The sequence below is a fragment of the Massilia sp. Root351 genome (genome assembly GCF_001425045.1).
In the GTDB taxonomy this organism is placed as follows: Bacteria; Pseudomonadota; Gammaproteobacteria; order Burkholderiales; family Burkholderiaceae_D; genus Rugamonas.
In genome coordinates this window covers 239,470-258,987 of the sequence record NZ_LMDJ01000002.1, presented here as the reverse complement: position 1 = coordinate 258,987, position 19,518 = coordinate 239,470, and the positions used below count along the sequence as shown (strand labels likewise).

Here is a 19,518-nt window from a genome sequence, read left to right as displayed (position 1 = left end):
CGCGCCCTTCATGCAAGTTCCTTAGAACTTGTATTCAACCGACAAGCGGTACACACGGCCCATCATGTCGGCCATGCTGGTCACATAGCCGCCGCTGTAGATGCTGTTGGAGGTCAGTGGCGGCCATTCGTTGGTCAGGTTGTTGACACCCAGGCTGATGGTGGTGTTCTTGAAGCCCTTGTAACGCACATTCAGGTTGTACTGGCTGTACGAATCCACCGTGGTCAGCGAGGAGCCGGCGCGCGGGGTCAGGTCGTTCAGGCCAGTCTGGAAGCGCTGCGACAGGGTGCTGCTCCAGTCGCCGGTGTTGTAGGTCACAGCCGCGGTGTACTTCCAGCGCGGATTGATCTGCGGCATACCCGCCAGGCCGGAGTTTGGACCTGCGCCACCGAAGCGGCCATCGTTGGTGATGATGCCGATGTTCGACAGCCATGCGCCGTCCTTCTCGCTCTGGAACTCGTACTTGTGGTACCAGGTGGCGTCGATTTTCGCGTTGAAGGTGCCGATGCTGGTGGCCGGGAAACGGTAGCTGGCCGACACGTCCGCGCCACGGATGCGGGACTGGCCACGGTTGGCCTGGCTGGCCACGATGTGGTCGATCACGCCGTTCGAGCCGCGGATGATGTACTCGGCGTATTTGGCCGGGTTCTGCTGCACTTCGGCGATAGTCAGCGCGCCCAGCACGTCCTTCAGCTTCAGGCCCCAGTAGTCGACCGTCAGCGCCAGGTCCTTGATCGGCTCGTAAGCGCCGCCGAACGAGAAGCCGCGCGACTTTTCAGGCTTGAGGAAGGCGTTGTTCGGCGTCTTGGTCCAGTAGTTGGTGGTCACGTTGCAGACCTGGTCGGCGGTGTAGCCAGCCTTTGGCGTACCGGTGCCGGCCACCGTCGGCTGCGAGCTTGGACACAGGACCGGATCGTCCATCACCTGGGTGCGCACTTCCGGCGTCGGGTTCTGGATGTCCATGATGGACGGGGCGCGGAAGCCGGTCGACAGGGAGCTGCGCAGCACCAGCGACTGGATCGGCTGCCAGCGCGCGGCCAGCTTGGGATTGACGGTGGTCTGCTTCAGGTCGTCGTAGTGGTCGGCGCGCACCGAGCCGTTCAGCAGGAAGCTGGACGTCAGCGGCGCATCCATCTCCAGTACCAGCGAGGAAATGTCGCGCTTCAGCTTCTTGGCCACGCCCTGCGGGGTTTCACCCACCAGGTCGGACTGCACCACGTTGCCGGATGCGTCGATATTGTAGCTGCCGTCGGCCTTCTTCAGCACATAGTCCAGCGGTGCGTTGAAGGTGCGTGCCGAATCGCGCCGCAATTCGCCGGACACCGCCAGGGTCAGGTCGCCGCCGCCCAGCGCCATCAGGGCGCGCGAGAACGTCACGTCCACGCTCTTGTTGTAGGCCTTGTTCAGGCGATAGGTGTAGTCGTTGGCCTGGATGTCGCGCAGGTACTGCGCGCCGGCTTCGTCCTGCAGGCCGAACGGATTGAGGATGCCCTTGTCGAAACCTTCCTGCGCCTTGCTGTACAGGATGTAGCCTTCGCCGACGCGCGTGTCGCGCTCGGAAGCGCCGTAGTTCAAGCCGGTGCGGTAGTCCCAGCCCAGCACTTCGCCTTCGGCCGACAGCACGATGCGGTTGTTGCTTTGCTCGTCGTTGCGGTAGGCAGGCCCCAGTTCGGCCGGGCCCCACTGGAAGAAGACGGTGCGGTTGTTCAGGTTCAGGTTGCTGACCGCGCCGGGCGTCTTGCTGCTGTCGATGAACATGGCCGGCGTGTTGGACCCGGTGTTGCTGCCCACGACCTGCACGCCCGGGGTGATGCCCTTGCCCGGGTAGAAGCGGCTGGTGGACGGCAGCGAGTACGTGGTGAACGGCTGCGTGGCGCCCGGCACCTGCATGCCGCGGTACTTCTGCACGGTGAAATTGCTGCGCAGGACGTCCAGGTCGATGCGGTGGCCGCCGGACAGGTTCCAGCTGGCGCGTGCGGCCACGTTGGTGATCTCGCTGCCGTCGGTGACGGCGTTCCAGAACAGCGGATTGCGGTAGCAGCCAGGCGCGTACACCGGCGGCGTGTTGGCGCTGGCGTTGCCCAGTGTCGGCAGCGCGTACGGCGCGGCGCAGCCGGTGGCGAAGGCCGGGTTGTAGTTCGAGTTGGCGGCGCGGGTGAAGCCGAAGTTGGCGATCGGGCTGGGGTTGCGCGCATCGGGCAGCAGGCCCAGGCCCAGCGTGCGCAGGATCTCCGGATCATGCTGCTTGGGGCGGTCGGCCTGGAACAGCGCGGTTTTCTTCTGGTGATCGACGGCGATATAGGCGTTGAAGCCATCCTTGTTCAGGTTGCCGTAGCCGAAGATGGCGCCGATGCTCTTGGTGTCGCCGCCGCCGCTCATCTCCGGCGTGGCGTATTCGGCCTTGATGGCGGCGCCCTGGTAGCCGCGCTTGGTCCAGTAGTTCTGCACGCCGCCGATGGCGTCCGCGCCGTAGATCGATGCGGCGCCGCCGCTCAGCGTGTCCACGCGGTCCAGCGCCATGCGCGGCATCACGTTGACCGATACATACTGGTCCTGCAGCGGCTCGTTGGCCAGGCGGCGGCCGTTCAGCAGCGACAGGGTGCGCATCGGGCCCAGGCCGCGCAGGTTGGTCACGGGGCCTGCGGCGCCGGAGTTGGTGCCCAGAGACAGCGATTGCGGCTGCTCCAGCACCAGGTCTTTGAGCTCGGTGTGGCCGCGCGCTTCCAGTTCGGTGGCCTTGACGGTGGTCAGAGGGGTGGCGCCCTCATCGGCGACGCGGCGGATCAGCGAGCCGGTGACGACCACGGCCTGCACCTGCTGCTCGCCCGCCGGGGCGGTCTGCGCATGGGCCGGAGCGGCCATCTGCAACACCGCCAGGCTGACGGCTGCAGCCAGCGCCGCACGTTGTAAATTGGGTTTACCTGCTTGCTTCATGGGGGGTCTCCTCCTTAAGGTAGGCAATCGAAGTGGCTCGATCAATCTTTTATTTGGTATAGCCAGATAGTAAATTGGTTAGACCACCTTAACAAGAAAAACCTCACAGTTCAGACCAGACTGGCTACGACGTTGCTATTTGTCCACATCGATGCACGCCGCAGCCAGCCTTATGCCCGGCCGCTGAGGGCGGCCTCAGGGCATCTTCACCCGCGCCGGCATGGGCAGCGGCGCACTACGGTCCGGCATGGGCGCGCGGTCCGGCGGCGTCAGTCCCGTCACCATGTCGGCGATGCGCACGGTGGCGCCGGTTTCGAAACACCGGTTGGCCGCCACGCCCACCAGGATGGAATACGCCCCGGCCCGCTCGTCGGACACGCGCTTGTACTTGTCCGCCGGGGCGTCGCCGAAAATCTCCTTGAGCATGGCGTCGTCGCCGCCGCCATGGCCGCCGGTGCCGGTCCACGGTTCGATTTCGCGCGCGTTGCCGCGCAGCGGGATCACGCGCGTCTGCACGTTGTTGCTCTTGCTCTGGATCTCACTGGCCCCCGCCACCCCGGCCGACTCCACGATGCGGTGCTCGATGCGGCCCTTGGTGCCGTTAAAGGCGATGTGATAGCCCTCCCATGCGTCGTAGGCCGACAGCGCGTAGTTCAGCTGCGCGCCATTGTCGTAGCGGACCATGACGTTCATGGTGTCCTCGATGTTGATCTCGGGACGCCATACGCACTGGTCGCGGTAGTAGCCGTCGTGCTTCTCGTTGTCCAGGTACAGTTCCTTCAGGCCGTTGTCCGCCGCCAGGTCGAAGTAGAAACCGCACTTGGCCTTCTCGGTGCACGTCAGGCAGCGCTGGTGCGCGCCCTGCAGCCCCATGCGCTTGGCCATTACCGGGGTATAGAACTGGCGCGAGCCGAAAGCGTGCACGGTTTCCGGCTGCGCGCCCAGCCACCAGTTCACCAGGTCGAAATGGTGGGTGGCCTTGTGCACCATCAGCCCGCCGGAATTGGCCTTGTCGCTGTGCCAGCGGCGGAAATAGTCGGCACCGTGCCTGGTGTTGAGCAGCCAGGTGAAGTCCACCGACAGCACGTCGCCGATCTCGCCGCTCATCAGCAGCTCCTTGACCTGGGTGCGCGGCGGCGAATAGCGGTAGTTGAAGGTGACGCGGATATGGCGCCCGCTGCGCTTGACGGCGTCCAGGATGCGCTGCGCCTTGTCGGCGGTGGTGGTCATCGGCTTTTCGGTGATGACGTCGCAGCCGGCGTCCAGCGCACGCACGATGTAGTCGTCATGGCTGGCGTCGGTGGTGGTGACGATGACGAACTGCGGCCTGGTTTCGCGGATCATGCGTTCGAAGTCGTCCGGCGCATAGGCTTTCGGCGTGCCGCTGCCGGTGGCGCTGATCTTCCTGACCGCCAGCGCCGCGCGGCCCGGGTTGCGGTCGCACACCGCCACGATCTCGTTGCGCTCCTTGTAGGCGCCGGTGATGGCGCCGGTGAACATGCGCGCCCGCGAGCCCACGCCCACCACGGCGTAGCGCTTGCGCGCCTCGGCCGCAAAGACATTGCCCGCCCCTGCCGCCAACGCCAGCCCGGCGGCGCCCGCCGCCTTCAATACTGTACGCCGGCCCATCGGTCCGCGACCTTTTTCGTCCATGCTGTCTCCCCTCAGTTATCATCTTCCAGGCAATAGTGCCGGGAACATGGTAGCCCTGCGGGAAAACTGTGGCAAGACCAATTACAAAATTGGCTGGACCAATCAAACAAGTGATCACATGGGATGGGCGGCCTCCCGCAGGGCCAGCGCGAGCAGCGTGTCCCAGCGGTCCAGGTGGTGCTCGAACCAGCCGGGCAAGGCCGCCAGCGCGGCGCGGCAGGCGGCCGCGTCGCCCAGCGGCAAGCCCCTGAGCCAGGCCAGCAGCGCCGCATGCTGGGCGGCGTGCGCCGCATGGCTGTCACAGGCCAGCGCCGCCATCAGGTCGTTCTCCACGCCGAAATCGGACTCCAGGTCGTCGATCAGGCCAATCAGGCCGGCCGCCAGCGCCGGTTCCGGGCGCTGCAGCAGGTCGGCCACCTGCTCCAGCAGCGCGTCGTGCACTTCGGCGAACAGGGCGATGTCGGCGGCTTGCGGATGCGGCGCCATGTCAGCCCTCCTTGCCGTCGATGCGGGCGCTGGCCAGGTAAGGCGCATACACCAGCGCGTAGGCGGCGAAGGCGGCGCTCCAGCAGGCCGCGCTCACCAGCAGCAGCGCGGCATACAGGCCGCCGATGCCGCTCAGCAGGGCCGCCGCCACGCGCGCCAGCGCGCCCAGCTGGATCAGCACGAACATGGCCGTCTCCGCCCTGCCCGCTTTCAGCATGCGGCCGGTGTGGCCCAGCGTGGTGCGCGTCATCATGCCGATGATCAGGCCCGCCATGGAACCGACCGCCAGCGCGTGGAAGGCGGCGCTGGCGGACACCATGCCCATCGAGGCCAGCGCCAGCAGCAGCATGCCTGCGCCTATCCAGGCGTAGGACAGGTGCAGCACCCACAGCAGCGGCACGCGCACGGTGCGCAGCGGCTGCCAGCGCCACAGGCGCAGCAGCACCAGCGCGCCGGCTGCGCCAGCCAGCGGCGCGAGCAGCCAGGCAGGCGCCGCGGCCGTCCAGGCCAGGGCGGTGGCGGCCAGCAGGCCGATCGATCCCTGGTCGGTGCGCACATGGCTGACCGGCGCACTGCCGGGCGCGCCGTTGCGCGTAAACATGGGGATGACGCGGGTGCCAATGGCTGACTCCATCACCACGATCAGCAGGATGGCGGCCTGCACCGCGCGGCCGGGCGCGATGACGGCGCCCGGCCAGCCCAGCGTGGCGGCGTGATAGGCCGCGTTGGCCAGCGCCAGCAAGGCCAGCAAGCCGACCAGGAAATAGTTGCGGCGGTTGCCGGACTGCTGCAGCACGCGCCACAGCGGCCACGCCGCCACCGGCAGGAAAGCCAGGTCCACCAGCGCGGCCAGCAGCGCCGGGGGGGAAGCGTTGGCTCCGGCTTCGCCGCCGCCGAACAGCATGGCCACCCGTCCGGCCACCCACAGCAGCACGATGGCGGCCAGCTTGCCGCCGGCCGGGGTCCCAAGCCCGGTCCAGTTGCGGCCCGCCGTGTACAGGAAGCCGACGATGACGGCGCTGGCCATGCCGAACACCATCTCGTGCATATGCCAGCCCACGCCGATGTGGAGCGCCGCGCCGAAGCCGTCCAGCCAGCCGTACAGGCGCGCCATCCACAGCGGCACGGCAAGCGCGGCCAGCAGCGCGGCGGCCAGGTAGAAGGGTCGGAAGCCCAGCCGCCACAAGGGATGGCGCTGGAAGTGCGGCAAGTGTGTGGCGCCGCGCACTGCGGCGGGAGGCTCTTCGATATGCATCAGGCTCATGATTTGGTGCTCCTAAAAAGCACATTTTCTGCGCGTCCGCAAAGCTTGTGAAGCGCCGTCACGGGCAAAGATGATCCAAGTCAAGGAATACAGAAATACCGCTGCGCAAAAGGTATTTCCCATCGACGCCAGGGCGCGCCTGGCTTACGCTGACGGCACCAATTGATACATTGATAGATGGAGAGAAAAATGCAAAACGCAGTATTGAAAATCGACGGCATGAACGGCGAAGCTTGCGCCGACAAGGTGGCCAAGGTGCTGGCAGGGGTCGGCGGCGTGGCGGACGTGCGCGTGTCGCTGCTCAATTGCCTGGCCAGCGTGCAGTACGACGAGCGCCAGGCCACGCCGCAGTCGCTGGCGGGCAGCCTGGCGCAGGCCGGCTATCCGGCCGAGCCGGCGGGCACCGGCGGCGGATGCTGCGGCGGCTGCTGCGGCGGCTAAGCCAGCGCCGGCGCGGCAGCCACGTCTGCCGCGCCAACTAAGGCAAGAGCTACCGCTCCCCGGTCAGCCGGTGCTCGACGGCATACACCGCCGCCTGCACCCGGCTGTTCAGTTTCAGCTTCTTCAGCACATTTTGCACGTGGATCTTCACCGTGCTTTCCGACAGGTCCAGCGTGCGCGCGATCAGCTTGTTGCTTTCGCCGCGCGCCAGGCCGGCGATGATGTCGCGCTCGCGCGGAGTCAGCTTGTCCAGGTCCGACACCGGCGGCGCCGACGGCGCGCCGTGCAGCTGGGCCACCAGCTTGGCCGTCATGGCCTCGGCCACCACGGTCTGCCCTTCCGCGGCGCGGCGTATGGCCCGCGTCAGCGCCTCGGTATCGATATTTTTCAGCAGGTAGCCGGACGCACCGGCGCGCAGCGCCACCGCCAGGTCGGTCGCATCCTCGGACACGGTGAGCATGACGATGGCGCTGTCCGGGCAGTCCTGCAGCATCAGCTGCAGCGTTTCGACGCCGGACATGCCAGGCATGTTCAGGTCCAGCAGCACCACCTGCGGCTTGAGCTGCTGCGCGCGCTTGATGCCTTCCACGCCGTCGGCCGCCTCGCCCACCACGGAAAACTCCGGGTGGCGCTGCAGCAGCGAACGCACGCCGCTGCGAAACAGGGTGTGGTCGTCAACCAGCAGCACGGTGATGGGTTGGTCGGCAGCTTGCATGGATTACCTTTCTGCGGTGTTGTTCGGTTCAGGCGGCGCGCCGCACCGCCTTGGGCAGGTGCAGCTCGACGCGGGTGCCCTTGCCCGGGCTGGATTGCACTTCGAGCCTGGCGTCGATGCGCTGCGCGCGCTCGCGCATGATATGGATGCCGACGTGGCCTTCGCCACGCTGTGCCAGCAGCTCCGGCGCAAAGCCGGCGCCGTTGTCCTCGATGCTCAGGCTGAAGTCCTGGCGGTCCTGCAGGCACACGTTGACCTGCGTGGCGCCGGCATGCTTGCGCACGTTCGACAGCGCCTCCTGCACGATAAACAGCAACTGCAGCTGCTGCTCGCGCGGCAGCGGCGCGCCGTCGCTGTCGGCCACCAGTTCGGCCGGAATGCCGGTCTGGCGCCGGAACTTGTCCACCGTTTCCTGCAGCGAGGTGGCGATATTGCCCTCCGGCAGGCGGGCGCGGAAATTGTGCAGCAGTTCGCGCACGTCCTGGTAACTCTCCTCCACGCCGGCGCGCAGCTGCGGCACGATGTCTGCCGCCTCGTCCTGCTCGCCGGCGGCCAGCGACTGTTCCAGCATCTGCACCTGCAGATGCAGGAAATTGAGGCCCTGGGCGATGCTGTCGTGCAGGCCCTGCGCCACCAGGTTGCGCTCCTCCGAAATGGCCATCTCGCGCTCGCGCCCGGCCAGGCGCTGGTTCTCGATGGCGGTACCGAGCAGTTGGCCCAGGGTGTCGAGCAAGGCGCGGCGGCCAGCGTCGATCAGGGTCGGCTCGCGGAAATGCAAGTTGAAGAAGCCCAGGTGCTGCTGCTGTGCATAGATGTGGAATACCGACACGGTGGCATAGCCCTCGCGGTGGCAGCGCAGGTTCCGGGCCGGATCGGTGCGGCGCATGTCGTGCACCACCGAGACTTTCTGCTGCACCGCGTCGCCGCACAGGCAGTCGCCCACCTTGATGCAGTGTTCATCCTCCGCCAGTTCCTCCGAAATGCCCCGGTGCACCAGCATGTGCAGGTTGCTGCGCAGCGGGTCCAGCATGCGCACGGTGCCGCCGTCGGCCTTGAAATAGTCGCACAGGCGTTGCAGGAAGCCCTCGCACAGCGCCTCGGCCGATTGCGGCTGCTGCAGGAAGGCGGCGCTGTCGTACAACAGCGCCAGCTCCCTGTTCTGCTCCTCCAGCGCGGCGGTCTTGCTGCTCACCAGTTCATTCAACCCGCCGTAGACGCGCTGCAGGCGGTCGGCCATCTGGTTAAAGCCGGTGGTCAGCTGGCCCAGCTCGTCCTGGCTGTCGACCGGCAGGCGCACCTCGAAATCGCGCTCGCGCATGCGCTCCATGCCCTCCTGCAGCCGGGTCACGGGCGTGACGATCATATTGAAGAACAGGTAGATGATGCTGACCGTGCCCACCAGCGCCAGCGCCAGCAGCATCAGCTGCGAGCCGCGCAGCCAGAAGGTGCGCTCTTCGCTGTCGCGCTCGATCTGCTGCACCAGGGCGTCGGCGGCCGCCACGAAGCGCGCGGTGCGCCCCTCGAGCATGCGGGCATCGGTGGCGCTCACGCTTTGCTGGCGCAGCAGCGTGGCCGCCAGCGGCGCCAGCTCGTCGCGCCACTGGCGCTCGACCTGGTCGAAATTGCTGCGGATGGGGGATGCCGGCGGCAAAAACAGCGGGCGGCGCGGATCGCCGTGGCGCAGCTGCGACAGCGTGTCGCCGATGACTGCGGTCTGCAGGCGGATCTCTTCGCGCGCGGCCGCGTTGTCCTGCCGGGCTTGCAAATTACTCAACTGCATGCCCAGCTTGTAGCTGTGCATGCGCAGGCTGCCTGTCACGTTGATGGCGGCGGCGCTGCCCTCGAGCTGCCAGGACAGCAGCAAGGTGCCGCCGATGACCAGCAGGGCCACGGCCAGGAAACTCACCAGCACGCCGACGATGCGCGTCGACAGCCGTTGCCAGGCTGCAAACAGCGGCGCGCGCGCGCCGGTACTGCCCGCTGCGCGGCCTGCCGCAATGCTCTCTGCCATGGTGCTTCTCCTTTGCGCTGCAATGCTGTACGACGTTAAGTATACACGGCAGCGCCCGCTTGCTAGCCCCCGGTCTGCGACATGAAACGAATGATCTTCTCCGGCTGGCGGCCGAAATCGTGTTGCTGCGGCTTCAATTCGATGGCCGCGCGGATGGCCTGCTCCAGTTCCGCGTCGCTGGCCCCGCCCCGCAGCAGCGGCCGCAGCTCGCATTTCTCCTCCTGGCCCAGGCACAGGTACAGGGTGCCGTCCACCGACAGCCGCACCCGGTTGCAGGTGGCGCAGAAGTGCTGCGACAGCGGCGTGATGAAGCCGATGCTGACTTCCCCGTCCGGCGTGCACAGGTAGCGCGCCGGGCCGCCGCCCAGTTCCAGCGCCTGCGGCCTGAGGCCGAAGCGCTCCTGCAGGCGGCGCTGCACCGGCGCCAGGTCCATGAAGCTGGCGTCCTGGCCACTGGCGCCCATGGGCATGACCTCGATCAGGCGCAGCATGAAGCGCTGTGCTATGCAAAACGCCACCATGGCGTCGATCTGGCTGTCGTTTACGCCGCGCATTGCCACCATATTGATCTTGATCGGGTCGAAACCCGCTGCCCTGGCGGCGGCCAGCCCTTCCAGGATGGACGGCAGGCTGTCGCGCCCGGTGATGCTGCACATGGCCTGGCGGTCCAGCGCGTCCAGGCTCACGTTCAGGCGCCCTACCCCAGCTGCGCGCAGCGCCGCGGCATGGCGCGCCAGCCGGGTGGCGTTGGTGGACAGCGACAGGTCCTGCACGCCCGGCAAGGCGGCCAGGCTGGCGGCCAGCCGCGGCAGGCCGCGCCGCGTCAGCGGTTCGCCCCCGGTCAGGCGCACGCGGCGCGTACCCAGGCGGGCAAAGGCGCCCACCACCCGTTCGATTTCTTCAAAGCTGAGCCAGTCCGGCGGATCCTCGAAACCCTTGAAATCCTTGGGCATGCAATATGTGCAACGCAAATCGCAGCGATCCGTCACCGACACCCGCAGGTAATCGATGCTACGGCCAAACCGGTCGCTTAACATCGTGATGCTCCTTCATATCGATTAAGCCGATTGTAGCGGCGCGGGCGGTCTTTGCCACTGCCCATGAAGGACTAGGGGACTAGCCCGAAATGACTAGCCCCCTGTCCCGTTCCCCTACATGCCTATGCCTGCTTACTGCACCAGCGGCGTGTCCACGCCTTCCAGCTCCACGCCCTCGATGGCGGCGCGGCCGGCCAGGATGCGCATGTACTGGTGCAGCGCGCGCTGCCAGCTCTGGCGCCCCAGTTCGTCGGCGATCTGCGCCGCCACCGCCTCGTACGGCACCAGGTGGCCCGGATCGCTGCGCATCACTTGCACGATATGCAAGCCAAAGCGGGTTTCCAGCAGGCGCCCGGCCAGCTCGCCCGGCTGCAGCCGGAACAGCAGCGCTTCGAACTCCGGCACACACTGGCCGCGCTGCAGCTGGCCCAGGCTGCCGCCCACGGCGCCCGACGGGCAGTTCGAATAGGTGCGCGCCAGCTCCTCGAAGCGCTCCGGGTTGGCCTGCAGCTCGGCCAGCAGCAGCTCGGCCGTCCCGCGCAGCAGCTCCAGCGGCGCGGCGGGCGTCACCTGGAACAGGATGTGGCGCGCCTCCAGCACGGCGCCGGTGCGGTAGCGCTCCAGCCGGCCCTGGTAGTAGCGGCGGCAGGCGTCGTCCGTGACCGGCGGCACCCGCAGCTCCAGCTCGAACAGCGCCTCGATCAAGTCATCCTCGTCCAGCGGCTGTCCCTCCAGGCCGGCGCCCACACCCAGGCGGGCCGCCTCCTGCAGCAGCAGCTGGCGCAGCACCACCTCGTGCACCGCCTGCTTGAGCGGATTGGCGGCGTGCCGGTGGTGCGGCAGCTCGCTGGCGATCTGCGCGTCGGTGATGTCGACACCGTTGATGGCAATACCCATAGTGTTCTCCTTAGCGCGAACGCACCAGTTGGAAAGCGCGGTTCAGATAGGCCAGCGCGCCGAAGCCGCTCCACACATGCACCAGGCGGGTGAAGGGGAAGATCACGAACAGCGACATGCCCATGAACAGGTGCAGCTTGAACACCAGCGGCGCATCGACGATGAAGCTGGCGGCGTCGCCGCGGAAGGTCACCACGTGCTGGGCCCAGTTCATCAGCAGCACCATCATGTGGCCGTCCATGTGGCCGGCCGAGACGAAGATGGAGCTCAGGCCCAGCAGCAAGGTGGCCAGCAGCCACAGCAGCACCAGCTTGTCCTTCAGGCTGGTGGCGTGGCGCACGCGGTCGTTGCTGAAGCGGCGTGCCAGCAGCATCAGCAGGCCGATCAGGCACAGGCTGCCCATCACGCCGCCGGCCACCATGGCCACCATCTGCTTGGCGCCGTGGGTTACGCCCAGCGCATCCCACACGCCGACCGGTGTCAGCAGGCCGGCCGCGTGGCCGCCCAGCAGTCCGAGCACGCCGAGATGGAACAGCGGGCTGCCCCAGCGCAGCAGGCCGGTGTGCAGCACCTGGCTGGATTCCGAACGCCAGCTGTATTGCTCGCGGTCGAAGCGGACCAGGCTGCCCAGCAGGAACACCGCCAGCGCAATATAGGGATAAATCCCGAACAGGAATTGGTGCAGGTAACTCATGATTCTCTCCTCAGGGTTGCGCCGCGCCGGCCGCGCGCGGGTAGAAATGGATGGGTTGCTGGCCGCCCGCGATGGGGCCGGCCGCGCCGATACCCATCGCTGCGCCGGCCAGCAGCGGCTCGACGCCGTCGGCGCCGGGGCCGAAGGTCTCCAGCGCCTCGTCCATGTCGCGCACCGGCGGCTCGCTCAGCTCCTCGGGGACGACGGGGCTGAGCGTTTCGACCAGGTCGAACACGCAGGCGTACGGGCTGCCCGAGGCGCGCAGCTTGCGGCCCAGATGGGCCAGCACATGGATCGCGTCGCCCAGCAGCGGCAGCGCGGTGTCCGCGTCCTGCTGCGACAGGAACTCCAGGAACAGCGGCACATAGTCCGGCAGGTCGTCGCCCACCATTTGCAGGCCGTGCTTGCTGTACTCGGCCAGCAAGTCCACCATGGCCTGGCCGCGGTCGCGCGACTCGCCGTGGATATGCTCGAACAGGTGCAGCGAGTGGCCGGGGCTGCGGTCGAAGGTCTGCACGTACTGCTGCTGCAGGTCGATCAGCCGGGCGCCGCCCAGGTGGTCGAACAGCGGCTGCAGGCGCGCCTGCCAGAAAGGCTGGCTGTCCAGCGCCTGGCGCAGCTCGGGCAGCGCGGCGATCATCTCCGCTTCCGGGTAGAGCAGCAGGGCCGACAGCACCTGCAGGCCGCGCATGGCGCCGTTCGCGGCGGCGGCCAGCGGCGACGCCGGGGCCGTCTCATGGGCCAGATCATGGGCTAGATCAGACATCGAGCGCCTCCTTCTTCTTGCGCGACTTGGGCATGGACACAAAGATGGTGGAACCGTGCTTGCGCTTGCCGAACAGGCTGGCGTCGCTCACGCCGTCCGAGCAGCCGTTGCCGAAGCTGAAGCCGCAGCTGCCCTTCTCATTGAAGCTGTCCTCGGCCATCTCCTTGTGGCTGCTCGGGATCACGAAGCGGTCCTCGTAGTTGGCGATGGCCATGATGTGGTACATGTCCTCCACGGTGGCCTTGTCCAGGCCAACCTGCTTCAGCACGTCCAGCAGCTCCACGCCCTCCACGCTCTTGCCGCGCATGTAAGCGCGCATGGCCAGCATGCGGTCCAGCGCCCTCACCACCGGCACCTGGTCGCCCGCCGTCAGCAGGTTGGCCAGGTACTGCACCGGGATGCGCAGGCTTTGCGTGTCCGGCAGGATGCCGTTGCGGCCCAGCTTGCCCGATTCGGCCGCCGCCTGGATTGGCGACAGCGGCGGGATGTACCACACCATGGGCAAGGTGCGGTATTCGGGATGCAGCGGGAACGCCACCTTCCACTCCACCGCCATCTTGTAGACCGGCGAGCGTTTGGCCGACTCCAGCCACGCGTCCGGGATGCCCTGGCGGCGCGCTTCCTCGATGATGGCAGGATCGTGCGGGTCCAGGAACAGGCCCAGTTGCGACGGATACAGGTCGCGCTCGTCGGCCACCGAGGCGGCGGCCTCGATGCGGTCGGCGTCGTACAGCAGCACGCCCAGGTAGCGGATGCGGCCCACGCAGGTCTCCGAGCACACGGTAGGCTGGCCCGCCTCGATGCGCGGGTAGCAGAAGGTGCACTTCTCGGCCTTGCCGGACGACCAGTTGTAGTAAATCTTCTTGTACGGGCAACCGGAGATGCACATGCGCCAGCCGCGGCACTTGTCCTGGTCGATCAGCACGATGCCGTCGTCTTCGCGCTTGTACACCGAGCCCGACGGGCAGGACGCCACGCAAGTCGGATTCAGGCAATGCTCGCACAGGCGCGGCAGGTACATCATGAAGGTGTTCTCGAAGGTGCCGTACATCTCCTTCTGCATATTGTCGAACAGCTTGTCCTGGCTGCGCTGCGCGAACTCGCCGCCCAGGTCATCCTCCCAATTCGGACCCCACTCGATCTTGTCCATCTTCTTCCCGGTCAGCACCGAAATGGGACGGGCGGTGGGCGGCGTTTCCGACAGCGGCGCGTTCTGCAGGCGCTCATAGTCATAGGTGAACGGCTCGTAATACTCGTCGATCTGCGGCAGGTTCGGGTTGGAGAAAATGTTGGCCAGTATCTTCAGCCGGCTGCCCTGGCGCGGCTCGATCTTGCCCGCGCCGGTGCGGCGCCAGCCGCCGTTCCACTTGTCCTGGTTCTCCCACTGCTTGGGATAGCCGATGCCGGGCTTGGTTTCCACGTTGTTGAACCAGGCGTACTCCACGCCGTCCCGGCTGGTCCACACGTTCTTGCACGTGACCGAGCAGGTATGGCAGCCGATGCACTTGTCCAGGTTCAGGACCATGCCGATTTGCGCGCGAATTTTCATGCTTTGCTCCCTTGTTTTTCCACCAGCGGACCTTCCAGCCAATCCACCTTGTTCATCTTGCGCACCAGGACGAATTCATCGCGGTTCGACCCCACCGTGCCGTAGTAGTTAAAGCCCCACGACAGTTGCGCATAGCCGCCGATCATGTGGGTCGGCTTGGTCACGGCGCGGGTGACCGAGTTGTGGATGCCGCCGCGCTTGCCCGACATCTCGGCGCCCGGCGTGTTGACGATTTTTTCCTGGGCGTGGTACATCAGCGTCATGCCCTCCGGTACGCGCTGGCTCACGATGGCGCGCGCCGTCAGCGTGCCGTTCACGTTGAACACCTCGATCCAGTCGTTGTCCACGATGCCGGCCGTTTTGGCGTCCGTCTCCGACAGCCACACGTGCGGTCCGCCGCGCGACAGCGTCAGCATGCGCAGGTTGTCCGAATAGGTGGAGTGGATACCCCACTTCTGGTGCGGCGTGATGAAGTTGAGCGCAATCTCCTTGTTGCCGTTCGGCCTGGCGCCCAGCGTGGCCGCCGTGGTCTTGGTATTGATGGCCGGCTTGTACACGCACAGGCCCTCGCCGAAGTCGCGCATCCAGCGGTGATCCTGATAGAACTGCTGGCGGCCGGTCAGCGTGCGCCATGGGATCAGTTCGTGCACGTTGGTGTAGCAGGCGTTGTAGCTCACCTCTTCCGACTCCAGGCCCGACCAGGTGGGCGAGGAAATGATCTTGCGCGGCTGCGCCTGCACGTCGCGGAAGCGGATGCTGTCATGCTCGCGCGGCAGCGCCAAATGGGTGTGGTCGCGGCCGGTGATCTTCGACAGCGCCTCCCAGGCCTTGACCGCCACGTGGCCATTGGTTTCCGGCGCCAGCGACAGGATCATCTCGGCCGCGTCGATGGCCGTGTCCAGGCGCGGCTGGCCATGGCTCACGCCCTCGGCCAGCACAGTGCGGTTGATGCCGCGCAGCACGTCGACTTCGTGGCCGGTCTTCCAGCTGATGCCCTTGCCGCCGTTGCCCAGTTTCTCCAGCAGCGGGCCGATGGAGGTGAACTTCTTGTGGATCTGCGTGTAGTCGCGCTCCACCACGGTCAGGTTGGGCATGGTCTTGCCCGGCACCGGCTCGCACTCGCCGGCGCGCCAGTCCTTGGGATCGAAAGGCTGGCCCAGTTCACCGGGGGTGTCGTGCATCAGCGGCGTGAGCACCAGGTCCTGCTGCGTGCCCAGGTAGGCGCCGCCGATTTCCTCGAACTTCTTGGCCAGTCCCTTGTAGATCTCCCAGTCCGAGCGCGATTGCCACAGCGGCTGCACGGCTTCGGACAGCGGATGGATGAAGGGGTGCATGTCGGACGTGTTCAGGTCGTCCTTTTCGTACCAGGTGGCGGTCGGCAGCACGATGTCGCCATACAGGCAGGTGGTGGACATGCGGAAGTCCAGCACCACCAGCAGGTCCAGCTTGCCCTCCGCGGCGGGACGCACCTTGACGTCGCGCGGCTTGATGCAATGGTCCTCGTCGCTCATCAGCGCGTTCTGGGTGCCCAGCAGGTACTTCAGGAAGTACTCGTGGCCCTTGCCCGAGCTGCCCAGGATGTTGGAGCGCCACACGAACATATTGCGCGGGAAGTTGGCGGGGTTGTCCGGATCGTCGCAGGAGAACTGCAGCTTGCCGTCCTTGATCTGCTGTACCGCATACGCGCCCGGCGCCATGCCGGCGGCGGCGGCGGCGCGCGTCACTTCCAGCGGATTGGTTTGCAGCTGCGGCGCGGAAGGCAGCCAGCCCAGGCGTTCGGCCTTGGCGTTATAGTCCAGCAGCGTCATCGGCGCCACGTCGCCGCCGGCCAGCGGCGAGGCGATTTCGTCGGTGTGCAGCTTCTCATGGCGCCACTGGCTGGTGTGGGCGTAGAAGAAGGAGGTGCCGTTCATCTGGCGCATCGGACGGTTCCAGTCCTGCGCAAAGGCCAGCGGCGTCCAGCCGGTTTGCGGACGCAGCTTCTCCTGGCCCACGTAGTGCGCCCAGCCGCCGCCGGACTGGCCGATACAGCCGCACATCATCAGCATGTTGATGATGCCGCGATAGGTCATGTCCATGTGATACCAGTGGTTCAGCGCCGCGCCCACGATGACCATGCTCTTGCCGCGCGTCTTGTCGGCGTTCTCGGCGAACTGGCGCGCCACGGTGATGACGTCGGCCGCCTTCACGCCGGTGTGCTTGACCTGCCAGGCCGGCGTGTAGGGCACGTCGTCCTCGTAGCTGGAAGCGACGTTGCCGCCGCCCAGGCCGCGGTCCACGCCGTAGTTGGCCAGGGTCAGGTCGAACACGGTGGCCACCAGCGCGCTGCTGCCGTCGGCCAGGGTCAGGCGCTTGACGGGCACGTTGCGCAGCAGGATATCGGAAGCGTCCTTGCCGCCGAAGTAAGGGAAGGCCACCGGCAGTACCTCGCCGCCGGCGCCCAGCAGCGACAGCTGCGGATCGACCGGCTGGCCGTTGCCGCCCTGCTTCATCTCCAGGTTCCACTTGCCGGACTCGCCCCAGCGGAAGCCGATCGAGCCGGCCGGCGCCACGATGGCGCCGCTGGCCTCGTCGATCACCAGGGTTTTCCATTCCGGATTGTTGGTCTCATCCAGGCTGTGGTCCAGGTGCGAGGCGCGCAGGAAGTAGTCCGGCGCCAGGTGGCCATTATGCTCCTTGAGCAGCACCAGCATGGGGAAGTCGGTGTACTGCTTGGCGTACTCCTTGAAGTACTTCGACTGGCCCTCGGTGTGGAATTCCTTCAGGATCACGTGGCCCATGGCCATGGCCAGCGCGGCGTCGGTGCCCTGCTTGGGCGCCAGCCAGATGTCGCCGAACTTGGCCATCTCGCCGAAGTCGGACGACACGGCCACGGTCTTGGTGCCCTTGTAGCGCACCTCGGTGTAGAAATGGGCGTCGGGGGTGCGCGTCATCGGCACGTTCGAGCCCCACACCATCAGGTAGGTCGAGTTGTACCAGTCGGCCGATTCCGGCACGTCGGTCTGCTCGCCCCATACCTGCGGGCTGGCCGGAGGCAAGTCGCAGTACCAGTCATAGAAGCTCAGCGCCACGCCGCCGATCAGCGACAGGTAGCGCGTGCCGGCCGCGTAGCTGACCATGGACATGGCGGGAATCGGCGAGAAGCCGACGATGCGGTCCGGGCCGAACTTCTTGATGGTGTAGGCATTGGCGGCGGCCATCATCTCGTTGGCGTCGTCCCACGAAGCGCGCACGAAGCCGCCCTGGCCGCGCACGGTCTTGTAGCGGGCCGCGCGGGCCGGGTCCTGGCTGATGTACTCCCAGGCGGTGACCGGATCCATGGTCACGCGCGCCTCGCGCCACATCTCCATCAGGCGGCCGCGCACCATCGGATACTTCACGCGCTGCGCCGAGTACACGTACCAGGAATAGCTGGCGCCGCGCGGGCAGCCGCGCGGCTCGTGGTTGGGCAGGTCCGGGCGGGTGCGCGGATAATCGGTCTGCTGGGTTTCCCAGGTAATCAGCCCGTTCTTCACATACACCTTCCAGCTGCAGGAGCCGGTGCAGTTCACGCCGTGCGTCGAGCGCACGATCTTGTCATGCTGCCAGCGCTGGCGGTAAGCGTTCTCCCAGGTGCGGTCCTCGTCCACCACGGCGCCGTGGCCGTTGGAAAAGGTTGACCTGGCCTTGCTGAAGAAATTCAGGCGATCCAAAAAATGACTCATGCTGGCTCCTCGCTGGCGCCTGTCGGGCGCCGGGCTATAAACACCGCTCCACGCAACATGCATGGAGCCGTCGATGGAAGCAGTCTACGAAGACGGCGCCCTATTGGATATTGGCAAGAAGTGCATCCGGCACGGCGAGAAGGAGTAAGCCGGATAGTGCTTTGTGACTAGGACGCCGCTCCGGATGGGCGGCACAGGGGAATGGCGGGCGCACCGCCGGGGCGCGCGGGGCGGGCAAGCTGGGCTGACTGGGCCGGGTGGGCCGGCCGCGGCTGGGCGCACAGGCACGGCGCCGGCGGCGGCGGATGATCGCGCCACTCCAGCAGCAGCATGGCGGCCAGCGCCGCCAGCGACGCGGCCTGCACGGCCAGGCCAAGGGGCGCGGGCCTTTGGGATCGGAACATCATGACTCCTTGAAAACGGGCACCTGCCCGCGCCGCCATTGTCGGCAGCCGCCGCGCGCGCCGCCTTGATGTGCATCAAGCCCAGCCGGGCGGCGCGGCGCCTCGTGCGAAATGCCTATGCGCCCTCGTGCCGACCGCCTATAGCCGTGCGGGCGCGGCTGGGATATACCTACGGCATGGCCGCCGCGCGCGGCAGTCCCCATCCAACAATGACAAGGAAACCACATGAAAATCGCCAGTTTTGAAGACCTGCTCGCCGCCGCCGCCGCGCAGGATCAGCCGCAGCGGCTGCTGTTCGCCTTCAGCATGGCCGAGTCGGCGCCCGGTCACCGTGGCGCGGACGCGCCGCAGACGCTGATCCCGGTGATGTGCGCCGACAAGGCGCCGGAAGACGTGGCCAGTTTCGGCCAGCTGGCCGGCGAAGCGGCCGAAATCGGCGCGCAATGGGACATGGTGATGGTCAGCGCGCTGTCTGGCGCAGCGGGCGCCCAGCCCCCCGCCGGCACGGTCGAGCAAGCCCTGCGGCGCATGCTGCGCGCCATCCAGGACGGCCAGCTCGACTGGATGCTCGCCTTCGACCGCCAAGGCCGCCTCCTGCGCCCCGAACCCGCCTGATCCCCCCCAAGCGGCCTGAGCCGCATCCCTGCCAATTCGGGGTCAGACCCCGAATTGGCAGGGATGCGGCTCAGGCCGGCTGCAAAAACCGTCAGAAACAACCGAAGACAGCGCCAGAGTTCCGACGGCCGATTAAGATTCCTCCTCAGAAATACCAGCAAGCTGAGCCGCATTTCAAGCATTCGGGGTCTGACCCCGAAGTGAAACAATGCGGCTCAGCCTGGCTGAACTTGGCGGAGTATGGCCAGTTCCCGCGTCGGACCCCAGACAGGGCTTATTTTTATGGATTCGGAGTTTGCGTACAGATGCAGACGTCCTGAGCCGCAATCGCCCCACTCCGGGGTCTGA

Annotated in this window: 15 protein-coding genes; 2 read left to right on the top strand and 13 right to left on the bottom strand. The window is 66.7% G+C overall.

Going from position 1 to position 19,518, the window contains the following annotated elements; all coding sequences use genetic code 11:
* Positions 1-21: 21 nt before the first annotated feature.
* From ASD15_RS06035 to ASD15_RS06020, 4 genes are all read right to left on the bottom strand, one after another.
* The gene (locus ASD15_RS06035; RefSeq protein WP_057153900.1) at positions 22-2,934 is read right to left on the bottom strand and encodes a TonB-dependent receptor domain-containing protein; all 2,913 of its coding nucleotides are present in this window, start codon (positions 2,932-2,934) and stop codon (positions 22-24) included.
* A gap of 195 nt (positions 2,935-3,129) precedes the next feature.
* Positions 3,130-4,587: a Gfo/Idh/MocA family protein gene (locus ASD15_RS06030; protein ID WP_057153899.1), complete on the bottom strand. Its 1,458-nt coding sequence runs from the start codon at positions 4,585-4,587 to the stop codon at positions 3,130-3,132.
* Positions 4,588-4,701: 114 nt separating this feature from the next.
* The gene (locus tag ASD15_RS06025; protein ID WP_057153898.1) at positions 4,702-5,073 is read right to left on the bottom strand and encodes a hypothetical protein; all 372 of its coding nucleotides are present in this window, start codon (positions 5,071-5,073) and stop codon (positions 4,702-4,704) included.
* A 1-nt stretch (position 5,074) separates the two neighbouring features.
* On the bottom strand, positions 5,075-6,337 hold the full coding sequence (locus ASD15_RS06020) for an NnrS family protein (RefSeq protein WP_057153897.1): 1,263 nt from the start codon (positions 6,335-6,337) through the stop codon (positions 5,075-5,077).
* Positions 6,338-6,526: 189 nt separating this feature from the next.
* On the opposite strand from ASD15_RS06020, the gene ASD15_RS06015 reads away from it, so the two are divergent.
* Positions 6,527-6,778 carry a heavy-metal-associated domain-containing protein gene (locus tag ASD15_RS06015; protein ID WP_082551601.1) on the top strand — a complete coding sequence of 84 codons (252 nt, stop codon included), beginning with the start codon at positions 6,527-6,529 and terminating at the stop codon, positions 6,776-6,778.
* Positions 6,779-6,827: 49 nt separating this feature from the next.
* Here ASD15_RS06015 and ASD15_RS06010 read toward each other — a convergent pair whose 3' ends face one another.
* From ASD15_RS06010 to ASD15_RS32170, 9 genes are all read right to left on the bottom strand, one after another.
* Complete coding sequence (locus tag ASD15_RS06010; protein WP_057153896.1) at positions 6,828-7,493, bottom strand: response regulator; 666 nt, start codon at positions 7,491-7,493, stop codon at positions 6,828-6,830.
* A gap of 28 nt (positions 7,494-7,521) precedes the next feature.
* Complete coding sequence (locus tag ASD15_RS06005; RefSeq protein WP_057153895.1) at positions 7,522-9,504, bottom strand: type IV pili methyl-accepting chemotaxis transducer N-terminal domain-containing protein; 1,983 nt, start codon at positions 9,502-9,504, stop codon at positions 7,522-7,524.
* A 62-nt stretch (positions 9,505-9,566) separates the two neighbouring features.
* Positions 9,567-10,541 (bottom strand): GTP 3',8-cyclase MoaA, encoded by a 975-nt coding sequence (gene moaA, locus ASD15_RS06000; protein ID WP_057153894.1) that lies wholly within the window; start codon positions 10,539-10,541, stop codon positions 9,567-9,569.
* 132 nt (positions 10,542-10,673) lie between these two features.
* Positions 10,674-11,438, bottom strand: coding sequence for a peptidylprolyl isomerase (locus tag ASD15_RS05995; protein WP_057153893.1), 765 nt, complete (start codon positions 11,436-11,438; stop codon positions 10,674-10,676).
* Positions 11,439-11,448: 10 nt separating this feature from the next.
* On the bottom strand, positions 11,449-12,132 hold the full coding sequence (gene narI / locus ASD15_RS05990; RefSeq protein ID WP_057153892.1) for a respiratory nitrate reductase subunit gamma: 684 nt from the start codon (positions 12,130-12,132) through the stop codon (positions 11,449-11,451).
* Positions 12,133-12,142: 10 nt separating this feature from the next.
* Positions 12,143-12,823 carry a nitrate reductase molybdenum cofactor assembly chaperone gene (gene narJ, locus ASD15_RS05985; protein WP_057153967.1) on the bottom strand — a complete coding sequence of 227 codons (681 nt, stop codon included), beginning with the start codon at positions 12,821-12,823 and terminating at the stop codon, positions 12,143-12,145.
* Positions 12,824-12,890: 67 nt separating this feature from the next.
* Positions 12,891-14,447 carry a nitrate reductase subunit beta gene (narH, locus tag ASD15_RS05980; RefSeq protein ID WP_057153891.1) on the bottom strand — a complete coding sequence of 519 codons (1,557 nt, stop codon included), beginning with the start codon at positions 14,445-14,447 and terminating at the stop codon, positions 12,891-12,893.
* A complete protein-coding gene (locus ASD15_RS05975) occupies positions 14,444-18,151 on the bottom strand; it encodes a nitrate reductase subunit alpha (RefSeq protein ID WP_057153890.1) in 3,708 nt (1,235 codons plus the stop codon). Before ASD15_RS05975 ends, narH begins: the two co-directional genes overlap by 4 nt.
* 167 nt (positions 18,152-18,318) lie before the next feature.
* Positions 18,319-18,558 carry a hypothetical protein gene (locus ASD15_RS32170; protein WP_157200833.1) on the bottom strand — a complete coding sequence of 80 codons (240 nt, stop codon included), beginning with the start codon at positions 18,556-18,558 and terminating at the stop codon, positions 18,319-18,321.
* Between the two features lie 222 nt (positions 18,559-18,780).
* On the opposite strand from ASD15_RS32170, the gene ASD15_RS05970 reads away from it, so the two are divergent.
* The gene (locus ASD15_RS05970) at positions 18,781-19,170 is read left to right on the top strand and encodes a hypothetical protein (protein WP_057153889.1); all 390 of its coding nucleotides are present in this window, start codon (positions 18,781-18,783) and stop codon (positions 19,168-19,170) included.
* The last annotated feature ends 348 nt before the right edge of the window (positions 19,171-19,518 follow it).

Coding starts and splice junctions, on each gene's coding strand:
- ASD15_RS06015 (WP_082551601.1), top strand. CDS start 6,527: ATGCAAAACGCAGTATTGAAAATCGACGGCATGAACGGCGAAGCTTGC.
- ASD15_RS06035 (WP_057153900.1), bottom strand. CDS start 2,934: ATGAAGCAAGCAGGTAAACCCAATTTACAACGTGCGGCGCTGGCTGCA.
- ASD15_RS06020 (WP_057153897.1), bottom strand. CDS start 6,337: ATGAGCCTGATGCATATCGAAGAGCCTCCCGCCGCAGTGCGCGGCGCC.
- moaA (WP_057153894.1), bottom strand. CDS start 10,541: ATGTTAAGCGACCGGTTTGGCCGTAGCATCGATTACCTGCGGGTGTCG.
- narI (WP_057153892.1), bottom strand. CDS start 12,132: ATGAGTTACCTGCACCAATTCCTGTTCGGGATTTATCCCTATATTGCG.
- ASD15_RS06010 (WP_057153896.1), bottom strand. CDS start 7,493: ATGCAAGCTGCCGACCAACCCATCACCGTGCTGCTGGTTGACGACCAC.
- ASD15_RS05970 (WP_057153889.1), top strand. CDS start 18,781: ATGAAAATCGCCAGTTTTGAAGACCTGCTCGCCGCCGCCGCCGCGCAG.
- ASD15_RS05995 (WP_057153893.1), bottom strand. CDS start 11,438: ATGGGTATTGCCATCAACGGTGTCGACATCACCGACGCGCAGATCGCC.
- ASD15_RS06025 (WP_057153898.1), bottom strand. CDS start 5,073: ATGGCGCCGCATCCGCAAGCCGCCGACATCGCCCTGTTCGCCGAAGTG.
- narJ (WP_057153967.1), bottom strand. CDS start 12,823: ATGCGCGGCCTGCAGGTGCTGTCGGCCCTGCTGCTCTACCCGGAAGCG.
- narH (WP_057153891.1), bottom strand. CDS start 14,447: ATGAAAATTCGCGCGCAAATCGGCATGGTCCTGAACCTGGACAAGTGC.
- ASD15_RS05975 (WP_057153890.1), bottom strand. CDS start 18,151: ATGAGTCATTTTTTGGATCGCCTGAATTTCTTCAGCAAGGCCAGGTCA.
- ASD15_RS32170 (WP_157200833.1), bottom strand. CDS start 18,558: ATGATGTTCCGATCCCAAAGGCCCGCGCCCCTTGGCCTGGCCGTGCAG.
- ASD15_RS06030 (WP_057153899.1), bottom strand. CDS start 4,587: ATGGACGAAAAAGGTCGCGGACCGATGGGCCGGCGTACAGTATTGAAG.
- ASD15_RS06005 (WP_057153895.1), bottom strand. CDS start 9,504: ATGGCAGAGAGCATTGCGGCAGGCCGCGCAGCGGGCAGTACCGGCGCG.